Annotated in this window: 18 protein-coding genes; 8 read left to right on the forward strand and 10 right to left on the reverse strand. The window is 54.4% G+C overall.

Going from position 1 to position 20,844, the window contains the following annotated elements:
• Positions 1–48: 48 nt before the first annotated feature.
• The 3 genes from I3J13_RS14785 to I3J13_RS14795 form a co-directional block, all read right to left on the reverse strand.
• Complete coding sequence (locus I3J13_RS14785) at positions 49–618, reverse strand: flavin reductase family protein (RefSeq protein ID WP_196379261.1); 570 nt, start codon at positions 616–618, stop codon at positions 49–51.
• A gap of 11 nt (positions 619–629) precedes the next feature.
• The gene (gene fdxA / locus I3J13_RS14790) at positions 630–965 is read right to left on the reverse strand and encodes a ferredoxin FdxA (RefSeq protein WP_196379365.1); all 336 of its coding nucleotides are present in this window, start codon (positions 963–965) and stop codon (positions 630–632) included.
• A 103-nt stretch (positions 966–1,068) separates the two neighbouring features.
• Positions 1,069–1,668, reverse strand: a complete 600-nt coding sequence (locus I3J13_RS14795; protein WP_196379262.1) for a superoxide dismutase — start codon at positions 1,666–1,668, stop codon at positions 1,069–1,071.
• Between the two features lie 332 nt (positions 1,669–2,000).
• Here I3J13_RS14795 and I3J13_RS14800 point away from each other — a divergent pair, with 332 nt between their 5' ends.
• Positions 2,001–2,951, forward strand: coding sequence for a bile acid:sodium symporter family protein (locus I3J13_RS14800; RefSeq protein WP_020808814.1), 951 nt, complete (start codon positions 2,001–2,003; stop codon positions 2,949–2,951).
• Between the two features lie 49 nt (positions 2,952–3,000).
• Here the strand turns inward: I3J13_RS14800 and I3J13_RS14805 are convergent, their stop codons facing one another.
• Positions 3,001–4,056, reverse strand: a complete 1,056-nt coding sequence (locus I3J13_RS14805; RefSeq protein ID WP_196379263.1) for an aldo/keto reductase — start codon at positions 4,054–4,056, stop codon at positions 3,001–3,003.
• 185 nt (positions 4,057–4,241) lie between these two features.
• Here I3J13_RS14805 and I3J13_RS14810 point away from each other — a divergent pair, with 185 nt between their 5' ends.
• Entirely contained in the window at positions 4,242–5,147 is a 906-nt protein-coding gene (locus I3J13_RS14810) for a LysR family transcriptional regulator (protein ID WP_196379264.1), read from the forward strand.
• Between the two features lie 76 nt (positions 5,148–5,223).
• On the opposite strand, the gene I3J13_RS14815 is transcribed toward I3J13_RS14810, so the two are convergent.
• A complete protein-coding gene (locus tag I3J13_RS14815) occupies positions 5,224–6,009 on the reverse strand; it encodes a 2-keto-4-pentenoate hydratase (RefSeq protein ID WP_196379265.1) in 786 nt (261 codons plus the stop codon).
• Between the two features lie 258 nt (positions 6,010–6,267).
• Here I3J13_RS14815 and I3J13_RS14820 point away from each other — a divergent pair, with 258 nt between their 5' ends.
• Together I3J13_RS14820 and I3J13_RS14825 are read left to right on the forward strand one after the other, a co-directional pair.
• Positions 6,268–7,473 (forward strand): AGE family epimerase/isomerase, encoded by a 1,206-nt coding sequence (locus tag I3J13_RS14820; RefSeq protein WP_196379266.1) that lies wholly within the window; start codon positions 6,268–6,270, stop codon positions 7,471–7,473.
• Positions 7,474–7,618: 145 nt separating this feature from the next.
• The gene (locus tag I3J13_RS14825; RefSeq protein WP_196379267.1) at positions 7,619–8,902 is read left to right on the forward strand and encodes a glycosyltransferase family 4 protein; all 1,284 of its coding nucleotides are present in this window, start codon (positions 7,619–7,621) and stop codon (positions 8,900–8,902) included.
• Positions 8,903–8,968: 66 nt separating this feature from the next.
• Here I3J13_RS14825 and I3J13_RS14830 read toward each other — a convergent pair whose 3' ends face one another.
• The 5 genes from I3J13_RS14830 to I3J13_RS14850 all read right to left on the reverse strand — a co-directional run bounded on the left by I3J13_RS14830 (position 8,969) and on the right by I3J13_RS14850 (position 14,903).
• A complete protein-coding gene (locus I3J13_RS14830) occupies positions 8,969–10,873 on the reverse strand; it encodes a hypothetical protein (RefSeq protein ID WP_196379268.1) in 1,905 nt (634 codons plus the stop codon).
• Between the two features lie 124 nt (positions 10,874–10,997).
• Entirely contained in the window at positions 10,998–11,735 is a 738-nt protein-coding gene (locus I3J13_RS14835; protein WP_196379269.1) for an SDR family oxidoreductase, read from the reverse strand.
• On the reverse strand, positions 11,732–13,057 hold the full coding sequence (locus tag I3J13_RS14840; protein WP_196379270.1) for an FAD-binding oxidoreductase: 1,326 nt from the start codon (positions 13,055–13,057) through the stop codon (positions 11,732–11,734). Before I3J13_RS14840 ends, I3J13_RS14835 begins: the two co-directional genes overlap by 4 nt.
• Positions 13,054–13,476, reverse strand: coding sequence for a GtrA family protein (locus I3J13_RS14845; RefSeq protein WP_196379271.1), 423 nt, complete (start codon positions 13,474–13,476; stop codon positions 13,054–13,056). Before I3J13_RS14845 ends, I3J13_RS14840 begins: the two co-directional genes overlap by 4 nt.
• A complete protein-coding gene (locus I3J13_RS14850; RefSeq protein WP_196379273.1) occupies positions 13,473–14,903 on the reverse strand; it encodes a UbiA family prenyltransferase in 1,431 nt (476 codons plus the stop codon). Before I3J13_RS14850 ends, I3J13_RS14845 begins: the two co-directional genes overlap by 4 nt.
• Positions 14,904–15,181: 278 nt before the next feature.
• Between I3J13_RS14850 and I3J13_RS14855 the strand changes: the two genes are divergently transcribed.
• The 4 genes from I3J13_RS14855 to I3J13_RS14870 are packed head-to-tail and all read left to right on the forward strand — an operon-like array spanning position 15,182 to position 20,841.
• Positions 15,182–16,162, forward strand: a complete 981-nt coding sequence (locus tag I3J13_RS14855; protein WP_196379274.1) for an NAD-dependent epimerase/dehydratase family protein — start codon at positions 15,182–15,184, stop codon at positions 16,160–16,162.
• A gap of 34 nt (positions 16,163–16,196) precedes the next feature.
• Positions 16,197–17,549, forward strand: coding sequence for a UDP-glucose dehydrogenase family protein (locus I3J13_RS14860; RefSeq protein WP_196379275.1), 1,353 nt, complete (start codon positions 16,197–16,199; stop codon positions 17,547–17,549).
• The gene (locus I3J13_RS14865; RefSeq protein WP_196379276.1) at positions 17,546–19,393 is read left to right on the forward strand and encodes a hypothetical protein; all 1,848 of its coding nucleotides are present in this window, start codon (positions 17,546–17,548) and stop codon (positions 19,391–19,393) included. The genes I3J13_RS14860 and I3J13_RS14865 overlap by 4 nt, the downstream gene beginning before the upstream one ends.
• Positions 19,390–20,841 (forward strand): FkbM family methyltransferase, encoded by a 1,452-nt coding sequence (locus I3J13_RS14870; RefSeq protein ID WP_196379277.1) that lies wholly within the window; start codon positions 19,390–19,392, stop codon positions 20,839–20,841. Before I3J13_RS14865 ends, I3J13_RS14870 begins: the two co-directional genes overlap by 4 nt.
• The last annotated feature ends 3 nt before the right edge of the window (positions 20,842–20,844 follow it).

Raw genomic sequence — 20,844 nt, forward strand, 5'->3', positions numbered from 1 at the left:
TCTCCAGCCGTGCCGGTCACGACGGCGGCGGGAGCCTTTTCCGACCATCTAGAGGGAGTGACGTTGATCCGTGCCGGTATAGGCGCGTTCGCTCCAGAGCAGGGCTTTGCGCAGCCGATCCGACATTGCTTCGGTTATGGCGCCCACGAACAGAATATGGTCTGCGGCATCGATGGAACCGACAAGTTCGCAGTCCATGGACAGAAGCGCATCGGCAAGTCTGGGGCTTCCTGACGGCCAGGCATCCCAGTTTCCGATGCTGAACCGGTCCGGGTGATTTCCCTTGCCCGCAAAGACATCGGCAATCTCCTCCTGTCCTCTGGCCAGTGCCGCAACGGAGAAGCGTCGGCTCGCTGCGATGAGATCGACCATGCGGCTGCTGGCGTCGATGGAGATCATCAGAAGCGGTGGTTCTGCGCTGAGCGGCATGAAGGAGGTGATTGTGCGCCCAACCCGCTCTCCGGCGTGGCAGGCCGCGGCCACCGCCACGGTGAAGGTTAGGCCGGCCATTGAATCCTTGAATTCACGCGGGGAGATCATCGGAGAGGCGCAAGCTTTCAGCGGAACATGCGCGTGATTGACCACACCGCCATCGATCAGCCTGAGATTATGAGACATGATGTGCCGGGCTAACCGCCCGCTCCCGGATTTTTCGAAAAAATGGACATCTTCGCCACAGCGCCATTCATGATGTCGGCATCGTCAGGCGGTGACTTTTTCTGGTGTACTCTTGGCCAGATGCCGGAATAGTGGCGATTGAGCTCGAGCCAGACATGCAGTCCCGCTTCGGTATCCGGCCGGATCGCGGCGGCGGGACATTCGCCCTCGCAAATCCCGCAGTCGATACATTGATCGGGGTGAATGACGAGCATGTTCTCGCCTTCATAAAAACATTCGACCGGACAGACTTCCACGCAGTCCATATATTTGCAGGCGATGCAGTTTTCGGTGACGACATAGGGCATGAGACGCTCGAAGGGAGTTGCAGCCGGACGGCGGCTGTCCGGCTGCGCCTGATCCGGCCGGCCGCCCAGGGAAGCGGGACCGGCCGGATCGGTGGGGCTCAAATCAAAGGCGGGCGGCGACCGCCTGCCAGTTCACCAGATTGTCGAGGAAGTTTTCGAGGTAAGCGGGGCGCTTGTTGCGGAAATCGATGTAATAGCTGTGTTCCCACACATCGCAGCCAAGAAGCGCCTTCTGCCCGAAGCAGAGCGGATTGACCCCGTTTTCGGTGCGCGTGATCTTCAGCGAACCGTCGGTATCCACCACCAGCCACGCCCAGCCCGAACCGAACTGGGAGGCGCCGGAGAGGGCGAAATTCTGCTTGAACAGCGCGACCGAGCCGAAGGACTGCGTCAGCGCATCTTCCAGCGACTTGGGGATCGCGTGATTTTCCGGCCCCATGATTTCCCAGAAGAGATTGTGGTTCCAGTGCTGGGAGGCATTGTTGAAGATGCCGGATTGCGCCACCGCACCCTTCTCATAGGTGCCCCGGACGATCTCTTCGAGGCTCCTGTTTTCCCATTCGGTGCCGACGATCGCCTTGTTGAGATTATCGACATAGGCCTTGTGGTGAAGATCGTGATGGAACTTCAGCGTCTCCTCGGACATGCCCGAGGGGGCGAGCGCATCATGGGCATAGGGGAGGTCGGGAAGCTGGAAAGCCATGGGGTATCCTTTGTCAACTGTTCGCTCAAGAGCATGGAAAGAGCCTTGCGAAAACAAGGTGACAGTACTTCTAGGACCTCAACCATGGTTCAGGTCAAGAGGTTTTTTTAAGAGCGAAGGAACCGCAATCGGATGCCGGATTTGTCTCGCGATCCGCCGGAAAGCGGCTCACATGGATTGCGATCTGACATCGCCGAAAGCTCGCTCGCCGCGCGATCGGCGTTCAATCTTTTTCCAAATGGTTCATCGAGCGGCCGCTCGTCGTTCGTTGTGGCCTTGACACAGTGACATCGCGGTCTAGACGGGTCAGGTGTTCATTTTGGAGTATAGACATGAAAACACTGGCAGCCGTTTCGGCTTTTGTAGGCAAGACCTTTGCCGCCTGGGTCATCCTGTTCGCCGTGCTCGGCTTCTTTTTTCCGGATACGTTCAAGCAGATTGCGCCGTGGATCGTCACGCTTCTGTCGATCATCATGTTCGGGATGGGGCTCACACTTTCGGTCGATGACTTCAGGGAGGTCGTCAAAAGGCCGTTCGATGTGACGATCGGCGTGCTCGGCCAGTTTCTCATCATGCCGCTTCTGGCGGTGCTGCTCACCCGCATCATTCCCATGCCGCCGGAAGTCGCGGCGGGCGTCATTCTGGTCGGCTGCTGCCCGGGCGGCACATCTTCCAATGTCATGACCTATCTCTCCAAGGGCGATGTCGCCTTGTCCGTCGCCTGCACCTCGGTAACCACGCTTGCCGCGCCGCTGGTGACGCCGTTCCTCGTCTGGCTGTTTGCGAGCCAGTTCCTGCCGGTTGACGGCTGGGCGATGTTCCTCAGCATCGTCAAGGTCGTTCTGGTTCCGCTCGCTCTCGGCGCCGCCCTGCAGAAGCTGCTGCCCGGTCTCGTCAAGACCGCCGTTCCGGCATTGCCGCTGGTAAGCGTCATCGGCATCGTCCTCATCGTTTCGGCGGTGGTGGGAGGATCCAAGGCGTCCATCGCCCAGTCCGGGCTGATGATTTTTGCCGTCGTCGTCCTGCATAACGGGCTTGGCTATCTCCTCGGTTACCTCGCGGCAAAGGCAACGGGCCTGTCGCTTGCCAAACGCAAGGCCATTGCGATTGAGGTCGGCATGCAGAATTCGGGCCTTGGTGCGGCACTTGCCACGGCTTATTTCTCGCCTCTTGCCGCGGTTCCGAGCGCCATTTTCAGCGTCTGGCACAATATTTCCGGTGCAATCCTGGCGAACTGGTTTTCGGGCCGGGTGGACGCAGGCTCCGCCAACAAAACCGCCTGAAGCTCCGCATTTGTCAGGCCGCCCGTCGTTCAGGCGGCCTGACCCTGCCTTAGAACGGCATGGTCTGACGTGTTACGGCCGGTGGATTAAGCCGGGCAAAGCCCTCCTGGCGCTGATACGGGAAATGCGGATAGGGAGCAGTCGTCTCGCTGGCCTCGTCCAGCTTCGCTACCTGTGCGGACGTCAGTTCCCATCCCACGGCATCGAGGTTCTGGCGAAGCTGTTCCTCATTGCGCGCGCCGATGATGACTGTGGAGACAGTCGGGCGTCTGAGCAGCCAGTTGAGGGCGACCTGCGGCACCGTCCTGCCGGTTTCTTCCGCGACAGCGTCGAGCGCATCGATGACGCGGTAGAGCTGTTCATCATTAACCGGCGGGCCGAAGCTGGTGGTCTCATGCAGGCGGCTACCTTCGGGCAGCGGCGTGCCGCGACGGATTTTTCCCGTCAACCGCCCCCAGCCAAGCGGGCTCCAGACCATTGCGCCAAGACCCTGATCCGCGCCGAGCGGCATCAGATCCCACTCGTAATCCCGGCCGATCAGGGAATAATAGACCTGATTGACCACATAACGCGGCCAGCCATATCGATCCGCGACTGCAAGCGATTTCATGATCTGCCAGCCTGAAAAATTCGAGACGCCGGTATATTGCACCTTGCCGGAGCGGACGAGCGTATCGAGCGTCGACAGCACTTCATCAACTGGCGTGAAGGCATCGAAGGCATGAAGCTGAAGGATGTCGATATAGTCGGTCTTTAGGCGGCGCAGGGCGTCATCCACCGCGCGCAGCAGCCGGAAGCGCGACGAGCCCGCCTCGTTCGGCCCGTCGCCCATCGGCAGGCTGGTCTTGGTTGAGATCAGAACGCTGTCGCGCCTTCCCTTGACGGCTTCGCCGAGCACGTCCTCCGATGCGCCATTGGAATAGACATCGGCGGTATCGAACAGGTTGACGCCGGCTTCCAGACAAATATCGATCAGGCGCCGGGCTTCCGTGGCGTCTGAACTGCCCCAGTTGCTGAAGAGCGGGCCGGAGCCGCCGAAGGTTCCGGTGCCGAAACTCAAGACCGGCACTTTCAGGCCGGATTGGCCAAGATGACGATATTCCATGGGGCGTTCCTTTGTTGCTTCGAAATGGTCGCGGGCGGAGCTCTGGCAGCGCCGCGCTCTGTCCATCCCGTCATGATCTGGCAGATGAAGATTGCGATGCGTTTCAATCGCCGCCTGAAGATAGACGCTCGCTCTTCAATGAAATAGAATGCCGAAAATACTATCACTTGTGAGATGAAGTCATCATGGCGCGACTGGAGATCAACCGGGCAGGGGAGATGGAAATCTTCGTGCGGGTCGTCGAACTCGGCGGTTTTTCCCGCGCGGCCGCGGCGGCGAACATGACGCCTTCGGCGGTGAGCAAGCTGATCGCACGGCTGGAAAGCCGCCTGGGCGCGCGCCTGCTCAACCGTTCCACCCGGCAGCTTCAGATAACGCCCGAGGGCTGCGCCTTCTATGAAAGGGCCACCCGCATCCTTGCCGATCTCGAAGAGGCCGAACGCGCCGCCGGTGAGGGCGAACAGCCTGTCGGCCGAGTGCGGATCAACACCAGCGCTTCTTATGCAACGCATATTCTTGCGCCCATCCTGCCACGGTTTCTGGCGCTTCATCCGGGCATCACGCTCGATATCGTCCAGACGGATATGGTGGTTGACCTCCTTGCGGAACGCATGGATGTCGCGGTGCGCGCCGGGCCGCTCAAAAGCTCAACTCTCGTTGCCCGGAAACTCGGTGAGACACGGATGATCATCGCCGCCGCCCCGGCTTATCTGGAGGGTTGCGGCGTGCCGCAAACCATTGCCGATCTGGAAGATCACAATCGGCTCGGATTCGGTTATGCACGGTCAGTCGACGGGTGGCCGTTGCGGGACGCTGGAAAGACCGTCGTTATCCCGGCGACGGGGCGCGTGCAGGTTAGCGATGGCGAGGGCCTTCGCCGTCTTGCCCTTGCCGGTGTCGGGCTGGTCCGCCTTGCCGCCTTCACCGTGCGGGAGGATATCGCCGCCGGCCGGCTTGTCTCCGTGCTCGATCACCTCGATACGGGTGAGACGGAGATGTTTCATGCCGTTTATGTCGGCCAGCGCGGGCCGCTTCCCGCCCGCATCCGGGCCTTGCTCGATTTTCTCGGCGAATATGGGCGAGTGAGATAATCTAGCGGGGCATTAGAATGTGCGACCCGGATGAAGATGGCGTGGGTCCGGAAAATGAGGCGTCTGGACCGGCCGCTTATGGTTTCGGACCAGACAGCGTGAAGGCGCCAACCGATTTCAGTGTGATCTGCGTCTCGCTGGCAATTGTGCTTGGTATCGCACCGCAGAGACTGCCTGTCGTCACGACGTTACCAGCCTTGAGCATATTGCCCTTGTTGAATCCCGAGTTGGCAAAGGCGACAAGCGGCGCAAGCGGATCATCATTCGGATGTTTTACCGTAGCATCGAACAGCGATACCGACCCCTCATTAACGGTGAGCTGCGGCAGGTTCTCGCCATTTCCGGCAAAGACATCCACGATGTCCTTATCGACTTCCGGGCCGATGACGAAACCGTGGTTGGCGAGGCGATCCGCGAGAAAAAGCGGAAACGGGACCTGATTTTTCTCCACCAGCCTGTAGCGGAGAAGTTCAGCGCCAAGGTGGACCTTGTCGATAAACCCTATCAGGTCGGCTCTTGTCAGCGGCCCCGCCGCCGCCGCAGGAATATCCGCCGAAAGCGTAAAGCAGATCTCGACCTCGATGCCTTCGGTGCCGTCATGCGGAAAAGAAGCAGCATTGGCTTCATCGATCCGCACACAATCGAACATGGGCGCCCCAATGGCCTCGCCATCCGCGCGAATCGCCAGTTTCCAGCCGGCAACCGGTTCTGCCCGGCTTTCAGCAAAAACCCGCTGGACCGCCATAGCCTCTCCAAGCGTAGCAGGAATGAGACCCTCCGCCTGCACCGCCGCCAGAGAAATCTTCGCCCCCTCGCGGCTCGCTGTAGTGAAGCTTTCCGCCAGTTTTTCGATTGCCGCCATTGCGTCCATGATCTCCGTTGTTCTCGAACGCCAAAATGTTGTCACGATTTGGCGGTCACTGCCAAGGCCATCGATGCCGGGTTTGACCACATCGCCGACTTTAAGGACGTGCGGCGAAGGGCATTGTGCGGGGTTTATGGGAGAGCAAATGAATAGTGTTTATGGTTGACAGCGTCACAAAACATAAATTCAAGCGTTTGCTTCTGGGTTCCCTTAGCGTATTCGTCCCTACCACGACGTAGAACAGAGAGTTGACGCATGACATTGCCATTTCCGAGCATCGCGCAGACGCTTGCCGAAGAGATCGGAAGATTACGCAAATGGCTGGATGAGGACGCCCTGCCCCTGTGGTGGGAGGCGGGCTCGGCGCGGCCGGATGGCGGCTTTTACGAACGTCTCGGCCAGGATGCCAAACCGGTTTTTTCCGATGACCGCCGCGCCCGTGTGCAGCCGCGCCAGGCCTATTGTTTCGCCGCCGCCGGCCAGCACGGCTGGCAGGGACCGTGGAAAGACGCGCTCCTGCACGGGCTTTCCTGGTTCGAGAAGGTCTATCGCCTTGAAAACGGCCTTTACGGCAACCTTGCCGACCAGACCGGCCGGCTGATCGATCCCTCCTTCGATCTCTACAATCAGGCCTTTGCGCTGTTCGCCGCCGCACAGGCGGCCGCAAGCCTTCCCGAGCGCCGGGACGAGATGCGCGGCCGGGCGCTCGATATCCTTGCCATCCTCGAGCGCGACTACAAACATCCGGTCGCCGGCTTCGAGGAAGCGAACCCGCCGCGCACGCCGCTCTGCTCCAATCCGCACATGCATCTCTTCGAGGCGATGCTGGCCTGGGAGGTGCAGGACCCGGACGGCCCGTGGTCGGCGCTGGCCGACGAGATCGCCGATCTTGCGCTTAACCGCTTCATCGATGGCGGCAATGGCGGCTTGCGCGAATTCTTTACCCATGACTGGACACCGCATGACAGCGACAAAGGCCGGATCATGGAACCCGGCCACCAGTTCGAATGGGCCTGGCTTCTGGTGCGCTGGGGCAGCCTGCGTGGAAACGATGAGGCGATCGGCAAGGCAAAACGGCTGTTCGAGATCGGCGAGGCCTACGGCATCTGCCCGCGCCGCAAGGTGGCGGTGATGAGCCTCTATGACGATTTTTCGGTGCATGACGGGCTGGCGCGGTTATGGCCGCAGACGGAATGGCTGAAGGCTTCGGTGCGGCTTGCAAGCGTCACGGGCGGCGAGGAGCGTCAGCGTTACCTCGCCTCCGGTCTCAGCGCCATCGGCGCGCTGCAGCCTTTCCTCGACACACCGGTCAAGGGCCTGTGGTTCGACAAATGGCCGGCCGACAGGCCGATGCTCGACGAGCCGGCGCCGGCAAGCACGTTTTATCACATCGTCTGCGCCATATATGAGGCCGAGGCTGTGCTGGCGGTCATTGGTGAAGATGATGCCTATAGCCGTTGAGGAATAGCAGAAATCTGATTTTTGAATTGGGTTGTTTCATTTTATTCTCAGGCTTTAAATGGGATAGCGCTTTTACGCTGTCGATCAGCTAAAAAGACAATACTGGGGGCACTAAAACTATGGTCACTCTTTCGAAAGGCAAATAATGGCCCTTGATCTTCTGAACCACGAGGATGAGCTAAAAACTGCTAAAGAACTCAACCACCTGTTGGCTTCAAAGTATGCCCAGGAGGTAGTTAACCGTGTTGCAAATGACGTTATGTCGGCACAATCGAATGGTGTCCGAATCGGCGATGGAAAAGGGAAAAGCGACAGTGGTTTTAGGGCGACGCTTCGTTCGCTTAATCCCGAGCGCATGATACGAAGAGCGATACGGAAGCGCTTTCCAAAGCAAGGAACGGTCTCGAGGTTACCCGAAGCTTTCGATTGTCCTGAATATTTTCCCTTATGTGTTCAGGGTCTTAATATTCAGTATAGTACTGCGACTTTCGTTGACAGACGAGGTGTTGGTAGAGTTGCACGTGAGATATTGAAAGAATTAATAAAGCGAGAGGCGCTCTCAACGTTCGACGTTGGGCCAGTTTGCGAAAAACCTGTTCATTTTTTCTCGTCTGTCCATTGGTGCCCATCCGAGTTACCTTCTCGATCTGTCGTTATGGTGCACGACGTTATTCCTTTGCTATTTGAGAGCATATTTCAAAAATCAACTATTAGCGAATGGAAACAAAGATACGTCCATACGATTAGAAGCGCTGATGTTATCGTGACAGTTAGCGAGAGCAGTTCGAAAGATATTTCACGAATTATTGGTATTCCTGAGGAAAAAATACACGTCGTTTATAATGGCGTTGATATTTTGGACTGGCATGAAGACGAGAGTGTGGATTTGCTCACGCCCGATGCTCCATACTTCGTCTGTATAGGTTCTAACGATTACCACAAAAATATTGACGTCGTAATTAAGGCGATGGGCTTCAGGGATGTCAGGGACTATCATCTGGTCGTTGTCGGAAAATCTCCGAAGGGATTTTCCGCGGAGTTGGCCTCTGATAGCGGAGATAGAATACATCCGATCGGTCGCCTGACGGACGGACAGTTGGCTAGAGTATTGAAGCGATCCAAAGGGCTGCTTTTCCCCAGTTTATATGAAGGTTTTGGTTTGCCTCCCTTAGAGGCGTTGACGCTTGAAGTTCCCTGCATATGTAGTGCGAGACCTGCCATGACAGAATTGCTGCCTGGTATGGTGATTTTTTGTGAGCCGGATAAGCCGCAAGATTGGGCGAATGCCATGTATCAATTGGCTAACTTCCCACCGGACATGAGTGTTCGAAGCCGAATAGCGGGCGAAATTCGGGACCAATTCAATTGGGAGAGATCTACAGACTTGCTTTTATCTGTACTTAGTAGACTTGAAGATGCTGAAAACTGAAAATATTACGGGTGGCAGGCGGCGTGCACCTATATATTGAATATGCATACAACGGTGGTTCAACGATCAGGTTTTGCCGCCTTGACCTGCGGAGCGGAGCCGGACGCCAGTAACACGGATGCCGTATAAATTGTTACCGGCAATTCGAAATTCCCAGCTGCCCTGATCCTGCTGCCCGATTATGAATTCGAGGCGGGTCGTGGTGGGATTGCCCTGTGGCCCGCGCAGCAGGGGCGCGGACGTGACGAGGCCGGCTGTTGTACTGTATACCTCGACTACTGCCTCGTCGGCGCGCTCATCGAAAATTAGCGCATCCATTTCAATACGGTATTTACCTGGTGACAGCACCATTCCGGGGCCATACAGCTTATGTTTTCTTCCAGTCCCGGCCAGATCGAGAATGGGGTCTTTCACTGGACCATATCGCGTTTTCATTAGCGGTAACAGGTTGCTGTCCATCACAGGCTGCAATGATAGACCAGTACTTTCCAGTTGCTGACGCGGCAGATGTGAGGCGAGATAGAATTGCGTTCCGGCAATCCAATACAGCGTTTTGACTTCAAAGTTTACCAACTTGTGGCGTATTTTGGCGAGGCTGATACTGTTAGTATGCCAAATTAGAGTTTCGGGTGGGTTGTTGTCACTATTTGGATTATCAAGGTCGTCTTCCTGCAGAAATGCGCGTGGCCGTAGCGAAAGCATTGCCGGATCGACCTTGATGCGCCCCAAGAGAGGACGGTTTCGCTCGATGCTATCGGCTGCGCTATCTGTGGCTCTCACTACATTGTCATTCCAAGCCGGGAGAAGGGTACTCCAGGGAAAGCTTATGGCAATACCGGCTATCAAAAATAGCGGAACCAATATCTTTATGCTTGTCTGCTGCCGAAGCGTAGTGGGGTTCGTAAGGTGTGATATTCGCGTTGTTCCGCTCCACCACAGAAACCAGAAAATGGCGATTTGAAAGGGAAAAGGGTAATAGACGTCCATTTGGCCCGCAGCATCACTCAAAGCAGTGAAGTTGAGAAGTGACCATGGAATATAGGCCACGTAACCGAAAAGAGGTATGGGATTACGCCAGGCGATCGTTGCCAGCAAAGCAATTACCGCAGGCTGCACTAGATAAAGCCGCTGTGTAAACAAGATGGCAAGCCGCTCCTGCATCAGTGACCACGTCAGGTGAGCATAAGGTGGCGTACCAGTGTAAATGCGGGTAAATGCGCCGTCGGCGGGGAATTGCGAGCTACGGATCAGCACGGCTGCCAGCGACAGACTGAAGGCCGGCAGTAGCAACGTCAGTATATTGCTTCCTGCTGTCACACGGCGGCTGTTCCACATGGTCCACACCCACAAAAGCCCGAGCGGTGCAACGATATGGAAACCCATATCTTCGCGCACGGAGAGCGCTAGCAGCAAAAACAGTGCCGCCAACTGCCGCTTGCCGCTAAAGAAGGCGGCGAGACACGCGCAGGCCATTAGTACGCCCAACCCCTCGATATGCGGATATGCCAGAATAAACATGGCTAAACCGTTGAAGGCGAAAGCCAGCGCCAGAAGGGCTCGCCAAAGCGGTTTTTCCGCAAAATACAATATTCTGCCCAGAACAATCCACGCCATCAGGCCACTGCCACCGAGAATCACGCCCTGGAAGCTGGCAAACCATGTTATCGGTCCCCAAGGCCAGAAAAAGCTAAGCAGACCGATGGCGTAAAGTATTGGCGACAGATGCGTGCTGTAGAAAGAATTGTTGTCAATAACAGATGGATTGGTGAGGTTAAAATCTTGTGGGTGCCACATCAGCGCGGCGAACCAACCGCTATCGTGTAGATAGCCACCTGACACATAGAAATGGTTCATTACAAAGCTGAAACCAGCTAGAAACGGTGCCAGAAAGGAGAAGGCCGCAGCCATGCTTTCCACTACTGGCGCGCTCTTAGGCGCTGTCGGTTCAGTTGTCTGCCAAATCATTCCCATTGGTTGTTTCTCCGTCGCCGTTCCAGCGACGATCTCTTAATTGCTATATAAGGGCTGCGCCTATATTGACCTGATTGCGATCAGGTGTGTTATCTTCGCGAATAAACGGATGAATATATGATTTTTATATCTTCATCTTTTTAAAAAGACGCTCGGGGATATTGCGGATGATTAACATGATCAGCTGCCAAACAGGACGTACGTAGACGATGTTTCTTTTGCGCAGAACGGCGCGCTCTATCGCAACTGCGACCTCATTTGGACTGGCTGTCAGGACCGCTGGCAAATCCATCCCCTCTGTCATTTTGGTCGCAACAAATCCCGGTAAAACTGTAACCACATGGACGCCGCGATTGGCTAGGCGATTGCGCAAGCCTGAAAGAAATGCGGTGAAAGCAGCTTTAGCGGAACCGTAGATGTAATTAGTTGCGCGACCCCGCTCCCCAGCAACAGAACTAATCCCGACCAGCGTGCCCGAAGCACGTTGTTCGAAGCGGTTGGCGAGAAGGGCCAGGATGCTAGCCGGGCCCTCATAGTTACTGCGCATAATATGGCTTGCAGTGATGGGATCGGCTTCGCTTTCTTCTTGTCGCCCCATCAGCCCGATGGTAGATATCGCAATTTCAGGCAATTGGGGAAGGTTTTTTAGGAATTCTTGATGAATTTCTATCGAAAGTGCGTCAAACTCATGCAACGTGACCCCAACACCGTAACGGAGTTCGATATCGCGTTTCTCAGTGTCGAGACTTTCGGCATTACGTGCTGCTAGTTGGATAGCATATCCCTTTGCGGCAAATTTACGAGCTACAGCGTTGCCAATATCCGACCGAGCACCAATAATGAGTACAGACGGTTTCGTCATATGGAGAGCCTTTCTGCCTGAGATGAAATAAAGCGGGTTCTCCAGCCATTCTCATCCCTATTCTGTACGAATTTTTCTACGCGTGCATCTGAGGTGTGTAGTGTGTGGGCCGACATGCGGCTGTCTTTTGCCAGGTAGAAACGCCCGCCATTTTCAATGGTGATGTCATCCAGACGGTGCAGCAAACGAAGGTTTTTCCTGGATATCGGGAAATCAAGGGCAAGGGTGTAACCTTCCATGGGAAAGGAAAACTTGCTGTCTTGCGGACCAAGTCTCTTGAGAACAGCGAGGAAGGAGCCGGCTCCGGCAACGGAAATTGCGTCAAGCAGGGCGCAAATACCTTTTTCGGAAGAATCAAGAGGCAGTACGCATTGAAACTGCGCGAAGCCGCTCCGACCATAGATTCGGTTCCATCCAAGTACCGCATCTAGGGGGTAAAAATATGAATCGCAATCGACAAGATGATCGCCGTTTTTTCTGGCTCCATTTTTATAGTAAAACTGGTTGAATAGACTTACACTTACTCGATTCAATATGCCAGACGGCAAAGTGACAGGTAATCTGATTTGACGTTTCTGTGGTTGCGCGAATGGTTTGCTCGCGTGCTCCGCCGGGAGGTCGGAGATCGACGCATGTTCACCTAACATAATCAGGGAGCGCCCCAAATTCTTTCCGCGTCCGAGGCAATCGATCCAGGCGACTGAATAAGTGGTATCCTTGTATTTCTCGAAGACTTCCATTGCCGCCCCCAGGTTTTGAGCAGGAACGGTTGTTTGCCTTATCCACGAAGTCTCGACGTGTCTGAGGCGGAGAGCTGCGCGTAAAATGATCCCGGTCAGCCCCATGCCGCCCAAAGTATGTTCGAAAAGATCAATATTCATATCCCGGGAACATCGGATAATCTCTCCATTCGCGTCTAGGACATCTATCCAATCGACACACGTTCGAAAGCTGCCTTCTTTGTGGTGGTTTTTGCCGTGGACGTCAGCGGCAATCATGCCGCCCAAGGTAACGAATTTGGTTCCTGGCGTCACCATCGGGAACCAACCCCTAGGTAGAAATGTCTTGATCACGTCGCTCAGCAATACTCCAGCCTCGGCGACAAGTTGACCAGTCTGGGTTTCGAAAGAAAGCATGCGATTAAAATACTTCATTGAAATAGTGCTGAATGGATTAATCGCGCTATCGCCATAGGCACGGCCGTTACCTCGCGCTATTACGCTGTGTCTGGAGTTTAACAAGCCGCGCAGCGTTTCCACATCGCGCGGAAAATAAAGTCGGGTCTCTATCAACGGGTATCGACCCCAGCCGGATATTTTCATAGTGCGATCTCTTTGCTTTTGTCATTGAAGACAAAACGCTTGTCGAGATTGTACTTAATAATGTATCCCAAGGTTAATCCCATAATAGCTCCGACTTCGCGCATAAAATCGGTTTGCCAGACTAGCCAAAAAACCGTTTCAGTCCCCCAGAATATTAGAGTAGTAAGAAGCCCCATCACTGTGTAAAGCGTGAATTTTCGGCTATTGTTCTTCAATCCCATATCTTGATCGTAAAATATCCACTGCTTGTCGAGCGCATATTTTATAACAAGACCTACGATCGTTCCCATTCCGATCGCTGCGATAAAATGGGTTTCTGTAGTTCCAGCCTGAAGAGCAATCCGTTGCGTTGCAAGGTTTGAGAAAGTGGCGATAACGGCAAATATCGCATATCTGATAGTCAGAGTGCCGAGTGTCACAACAATGTACCTCCCAGCGTGAAGGCCAATATTATCGCTGCGCATATTTGACTGGTGCCGTCTTTGGCTGCGTAGACCACTGGATCGTCATGCATCAAGCCTCGGTGCGCCATCATCACGGCGCGGGTGATCCAATACAGCAGAATCGCACAGACGCCCCAAAGCGCCTCCGGACAGGCATACAACCGCACTACGGCGGGAGAATTGACATAGAGCGTCATCACGAGCACGGAGACGTAGCCAGCAGCAATCGCTATCATTGAAATTATAGGCAAATCATCGACGTGATAGCCTCTGCCACTCGGTTTCAGATCGCCCCGCGCTGCGCTGTCGATTAATTCGGCCTGCCTTTTGATGGCGGCTAGCGACAAGAAGAAGAAAACAGAGAACGCCAGCAGCCAGATTGAGATGCCAATCGACGTCGCTACAGAACCGGCAAAAATCCTTATCGTATAAAGTGCGGCAAGCATGCAGATATCAACAACAATCAATCGCTTCAGATGAAGTGAATAAGCGGTCGTCAACAAATAGTAGCCGATCATCACCACCAGAAATTTCAAGCCGATAAAAATTGCGAGAAAAGAACCGAAACCTACAAGCGCTCCCGCCATTAAGGTTCCGTGTGCGATGGGAACGGTGCCTGCGGCAAACGGTCGGTTCCGCTTTCGCGGATGCGCTCTATCTGCAGAAAGATCAAGCAAGTCGTTCAAGATATACACGCCGGAAGCTATAAGGCTAAAGCACACAAAAGCCGCTATCGAGGAAACAATTGTCAGCCCATCGAGTTGATGCGCGGCAAGCATTGGGACAACTACGAGGAGGTTCTTTAGCCACTGGTGAGGCCTGAGGGCCTTGATGTAAGGCCTAATGATCTCTTTCTCGCTTTGGAGATGCTCCACTGTATCGCAGAGGGCCTCAACTTTTGTGCGCACTTTCCTAGGTACATCCACCGTGATCGCTTTTTCTGCGCGTTCCCAGACCGGGAAATCGGCAGCGGTGTCCCCCATATAGAAGAAGCCTGTTTCACCGAAACGTTCTTCCAAAAATGCAGCTTTCGTGGCGCCTTTCAGATTTCGCTTGCCGTCAGAGCCGTGAACCTCATCAAATATACCTAGGTAGTCGGCTATTCCTTGTGCAATTTGTTGGTCAGAAGCGGTGACAAGAGCGGTGCGCCCGCCGGCGCGTCGCCATTTTTTGATATAGGCCAGTACCTTGGTGTTATAGGGAAGCAAACGGGCATCGACTGTTGCCGCACAGGCGAGGTGACGTTTCAAGTGGGCACGCCCACGCGGCAATGCCGACATCGCGCTGAAAAGACACCGCCAATCCGAGCCAAAAGCCGACCAGAAGTTTTCGTATAGCATGTCTGTGCGGAGAAGGGTTCCGTCTAGGTCAACGACGAGAATTTTTCGAGTGTCGAAATTCAACGGTTCATCGCTCTTTTGTCGTACATTTGTCGCGGCGGGCCCGGATAGAAGAGGGCGCTATTGTGCATTTATGCGACCTTGGATGTTGTGGGGCGCCGTTTTTCTGCTCGGGGCGTCCTACCGCATAGGGCGGGATCACGCAATCAATTGATGGCCGGTTCGTGCAGAAACATTCTGAAAAGATCGGAAATAATCCGAAACCTATTGAAAACTTCCAACATAATCTGATAGCTGCTGCGGGCGCATAATTGCGGATTTTTCTTGTTGGGAAGAGATACATGAAAACGGCACTCGTCTGCGGAGCAGGTGGATTTATTGGCGCACATCTGGTCAAGCGTCTGAAACGCGAAGGCTTTTGGGTGAGGGGGGTCGACCTCAAATTCCCGGAATATGCCGCAACGGAGGCTGACGATTTCGTCATCGCAGACCTTCGGGAGCAATCCAATTGTCGTGCGGTGATCGATCGCAGATTTGACGAGGTATACCAGCTTGCTGCCGATATGGGTGGCGCGGGATATATTTTTACAGGTGAAAACGATGCCGACATCATGCATAATTCGGCTACCATCAATCTCAACGTCCTGGATGCCTGTTTTCGCCGCAACATAAAGCGGGTCTTTTACAGTTCCTCGGCCTGCATGTATCCCGAACATAATCAGACGGATCCGAATGCTCCGGTAACGCGGGAAGACAGCGCTTATCCGGCAAATCCGGACAGCGAATATGGCTGGGAAAAACTGTTTTCCGAGCGTCTTTATCTCGCTTATAACCGCAACCATGGCATGGAATGCCGCGTCGCGCGTTATCATAATATCTTCGGTCCGGAAGGATCCTGGGTCGGAGGACGCGAGAAGGCGCCGGCGGCGCTCTGCCGCAAGGTCGCAGAAGCCGAACCCGGCGGTGCAATCGAAATTTGGGGTGACGGCCTGCAGACACGGTCGTTCCTCTTCGTCGATGAGTGCCTCGAGGCAACTCTGCGGCTGACTCGATGCGAAACTTTCGCTGGGCCGGTGAATATTGGCTCGGAAGAAATGGTTTCGATCAATGAACTTGCCCGGATTACGATGCGGGTTGCCGACAAGAATCTCGAAATTCGCAATATTCCTGGCCCGCAAGGTGTACGTGGGCGCAATTCCCATAATGACCTCATTCGGGAGAAGCTGGGATGGGAGCCAAGCCTTACGCTTGAGCAGGGCCTGGCCCGCACCTATCCCTGGATTGCGCGCCAGGCTGAGCTTGCGCGTGGAAAAAACAAGTGACGGCCAACGGCCCGATCCGTAGCGAGATATGAAGATGAAGCCGAAACTCTCCGTTATAGGCCTGGGCAAACTTGGTGCGCCCATGCTTGCCGTTTTTGCCAAAAAGGGCTTTGACGTCATTGGTATGGATTTGAATTCCGCATTTGTGGATTCAATCAATCGTGGTGTAGCGCCAGTTCCCGAGCCGCAACTCCAGGAGTTGATCACCGAGCATGGTGAGCGCATTCGGGCAACGACCGACATGCGGGAGGCAGTGCTTTCGTCGGATGTCACCTTCATCATCGTACCGACGCCAAGTGGGCCGGACCGATTTTTCCGCAATGATTATGTGATCTCCGCTCTGGAGAGCATCGGTGCCGCATTGCATGACAAGATCGGCTATCACAACGTGGTCGTCACTTCCACTGTTATGCCTGGTTCTACAGGCGGCGTGCTGAGGCAAACGCTTGAGCGCGCATCGGGTCGCACAGTGGGTTCGGACCTCGGTTTGTGCTATAATCCGGAGTTCATCGCGCTCGGTACTGTCGTTCGCGACATGCTTTATCCAGACATGATTCTCATTGGCGAAAGCGACCCCAAGGCCGGGGATATGCTCGAGAGCGTCTACCGTGGCTCGACGGAGAGCGGTCCCGAATTCCAGCGCATGAACTGGGTCAATGCGGAGCTTTGCAAGATCGCCGTTAACACCTACGTAACCACCAAGATCAGCTATGCGAATATGATCGCAGATATGTGCGACCATCTCGATGGTGCAGATGCAGACGTGGTGACGGATGCTCTTGGTGCGGATAGCCGTATCGGAAAGAAATACATCAAGGGAGCCATCGGTTATGGTGGTCCCTGTTTCCCGCGTGATAACAAGGCATTTGCTGCACTTGGACGCAGCCTGGGCGCACGTACGGACCTCGCAGAAGCGACGGATGTAATCAATGATCATCAGACCGAACGCCTTGTGCGGGCCATATCGGCATCGGCTGATCCAGGTGCGCAGGTTGCGATTCTCGGCCTCTCCTATAAGCCGGAAACGCCGGTGATTGAGGAAAGCCAGGGACTGGCGCTCGCCCACAAGCTGATTAGCATAGGTTATCGTGTGCGGATTACGGATCCGCAAGCGCTTGTCAGCCTTCCGGATCAAATTGCCGACGGCATTGTGATCAAGATGGATGCGGAAAGCGCCATGGCGGGAGCGGATGTGGTCGCAATTGTGACGCCGTGGAAAGCCTATCGCAATCTCGATATCGCGGCAGCAGGGCCTAAGGCGGTCATTGACCCGTGGCGCGTCGTTGACGCTGCAAAGCTCTCAGCCGCAATAACGCTTATCAGACCCGGTATGGGGGATTGGCTCTCAGATGCCGCAGCGGCGAAACACAACCGGGTAATGCCATGATATCGATCGTCCTCTACGGAAGGAACGACAGCTACGGCTATAATCTCCACAAGCGGGCTGCTCTCAGCCTGAATTGCATGGCGGAAGTGCTGACTGACGAAAATGATGAAATTCTTTTCGTCGATTACAACACGCCGGACGATTTCCCGACCTTCCCGGAGGCGATCTGTGACACGCTGACGGATCGTGCGAAGCGCCTTTTGCGGATTATCCGTATAAGGCCCAGCCTTCACAATCAGCTTTTCGCATCACGGACGCATCTGAAGGCCCTCGAACCCATTTCGCGCAACGCCGCGGTGAGACGGTCCAATCCTGCAAATCGTTGGATACTGTCAACCAACACGGACATGATATTCGTTCCGCGGGGGTCGCAGTCCCTCTCGGAGCAGCTGGCGGGACTGAAGGACGGGTTTTACTGCGCGCCGCGTTTCGAGATACCTGAAACACTATGGGAGAGCTTCGACCGGCTTGATCCGGCTGGGGTTATAGCTGAAACGCGTGCGGTGGGAGAGAACCTCCATCTCAACGAAATTGTCTACGGCGCTGACTCCATTCTTTATGATGCACCTGGCGACTTTCAGCTCATGAGGCGTGAAGATCTCTTTGGTATCCACGGATTTGATGAGCAGATGCTCTTAGGGTGGCACGTCGACTCAAATATTTCGAAGCGGCTTGTAATGCTTCATGGAAAAGTCAGCGATGCCGTGCCTGCGGTTTTTGGTTATCATTGTGATCACACTCGTCAGACAACTCCAATGCACGCGCACAAGAGTGTGGAGAATGACCCCGAGAGATTTATTAATAGGGTAGCGCAGCCTGACATTCCTGAGCAGTCAGAGGTTTGGGGGCTGAACGGAATAGATTTGGAAGAAATCCGCCTGACGGATACGATAAATACTGCGTATCGTAGCGCTCTTGCAGAAGCGATAGGCACGCCGCTCAAGCAGCCGTTGGAAGCGAGATATCGTTCAGAATCCTATGATCGCGAAATCGGTACGCCGGAACACGTTTTGCCATTTCTCGTCGATCTCTTTGCGAATGCTCCGCGAGAAACGCGAGTTGTCTGGATCGGCCTACAGGACCAAGTGCTTACTCTATTCAGCCGTTGTTGGGACAAACTTGGTTTCTCCAATCGAGTGACGGTGTGGCAAGCAGGTTCGGAATCTTCGGCCACACTTACTCAAGCCGATGCCTTTGTTATCAATTTTGGTTTGCCGGATAAGGCTGAAGGAGAAGATCTTACTAGCGTTCTCAATGGATTTTTTGCTGCAATAGGCGCCGAGCATAAGCACTTGGCAGAAAAAAATGAACCAAGGCGCTTCATTGGCGTCAACGCGGTTCATAATCGCTTTGAATCGCTGATGCAGCGTTTCATCGGTTGCGGGCGCACGCCATTTTCTGCGCGACTACGCCATGGTTATCTACTTCAGTCTATATTCAAGGAAGTGGATGATTGGACTTCAGAAATGCGCGCTGGTGCGGCGGGTACCCGGGAAAAGGATGTTATCCGCTCGAACGACGAAGTCGGTCACATTTTTTTCGGGCCTTATGCCCATCTGCCTCCTGGAAACTATCGCATAGATTTGACGTTGTCCCGACGCTGGGATCACTCGTGGAAATGCAGACTCAACCTCGATCTGATTCAAGGTGAAAGAGTTGTTTACGAAACGAAAGTGAATATCCTCGGAGGGAAAGCGACGGTTAGGCTACCGCTGCATGTTGCTCCGCGGGATATATTGCTTCCCTTACAGGTTCGCCTCCACTCGTCCGGAAAGGCGCGAATAACTCTCGAAGGTGTGCTGATCGAGCGTACTTCTAAGCTCGCGGAGGATTGGTCTGCATGACGCTATCTGCTTTCCGTCACAGTTCTTCTTTCTTGCTAGAATGTAAGAAGCGGGGCCTCCTCGAAAATCTGAACCTTTCTTTGCTCGATGTTGGTTGCAGTGGCGGAATCGATAGCTTTTGGGATCAGTTTGGCGAGAGTTTCCGTGCGGTTGGTTTTGACCCATTGGTTTCAGAAGTGGATCGATTGAATGCCGAGGTCGGGACCGAGCGGGATATTCGCTACGTTGCTGCGTGGGTTGGGAATGGGGCCCGGCCCCTTCCTCTCTCTGTTCGAATAGATACAGAGCCAAAAAGAGGGGCTTCAAGCGCATTTGTGCTGAGTAGTGCGCATCGAGCATCAGAGAAGACCGGTCTTTCCTTTACTGCGGATGTTTTTAATCGCGGAGCGGAGCTACGGTTTGCCGACCAACGCCTTTCTCTTGACGAGTGGCTGGCCGCGAATGAGTTTGGGCGTGTTGACGTGGTTAAATGCGACGTCGATGGATTTGACTTCGAAGTTTTTGTCGGCGCTCAAGACCTTCTTTCGGGGCCAAAGCGTCCGCTTGCTTTAATTACCGAAGCCCAACTACACGAGATGCGTGATCGACATGGCACTGTTTGGGGTGACCTTGACAGGCTCTTGCGTGATCACGGTTATCGCTTATTTGACGTGGATGTTCATCGTTATACGCGGGGCGCATTGCCGGGACGATTTGCAATCCCACTTTTTGCCCAAACAGTTGATGGGCCGGTGATGTTTTGTGATGCGCTTTACATGCTCGACCCTGTCATGGATCCAGAAGTGATGGACGAGTTGGTCGAGCAAGGCGATACAACTGTTTTTCTTAAGCTTATTTTTTTGTATGAGACATTTGGGCTGTCCGATTGCGCAGCCGCTTTAATAGTTGCGTTGCGAGAAAGAGATATTTCCGTAGCTGGTCTGGATGATAGCTGGGCGCTTGACGCGCTCGTTCCGCCGAACCCCTATAGTGAAAACAATTATAATGGTTACTTAGGCGCTTTCGACGCAAATCCCCGCCAGCTTTTTCCCCAGAAATCGTTATCAGTGGTAGAGGAATTTGTTCCAGGAACGACAGTTGACTGGATATCGATGATGTTGCCAGGGGAAGGCTCGCGTCGCGAGGGGCTTGATATCGTTTCAGAACGGGGGGTGGGCGGCCATCTTTGTTTTGGCCCTTACCATTACCTTCCGACTGGCCGCTACGTTGCTCGGTTGCAGATTGAGACGGATGTTTCATTAGGGCAGAAGTTGTCACTTGAAGTGGTTGCCGACGAAAAAGTGGTGTCAAGCTATTCCAAATCATTGTGGATTTCAGGTTCGCATTGGCTGGAGATTCCGTTTGATATCGAAGCCGCCAACGGGGATTCTTCAGTCCAGTTACGCCTGACTGTTGGTCGTAAAGCAAAACAACGTTTGCTGCGGGTCATAATCAGGCGTGAAAGCTAAGCA

The sequence above is a fragment of the Agrobacterium leguminum genome, from assembly GCF_015704895.1.
Classification (GTDB): domain Bacteria; phylum Pseudomonadota; class Alphaproteobacteria; order Rhizobiales; family Rhizobiaceae; genus Agrobacterium; species Agrobacterium leguminum.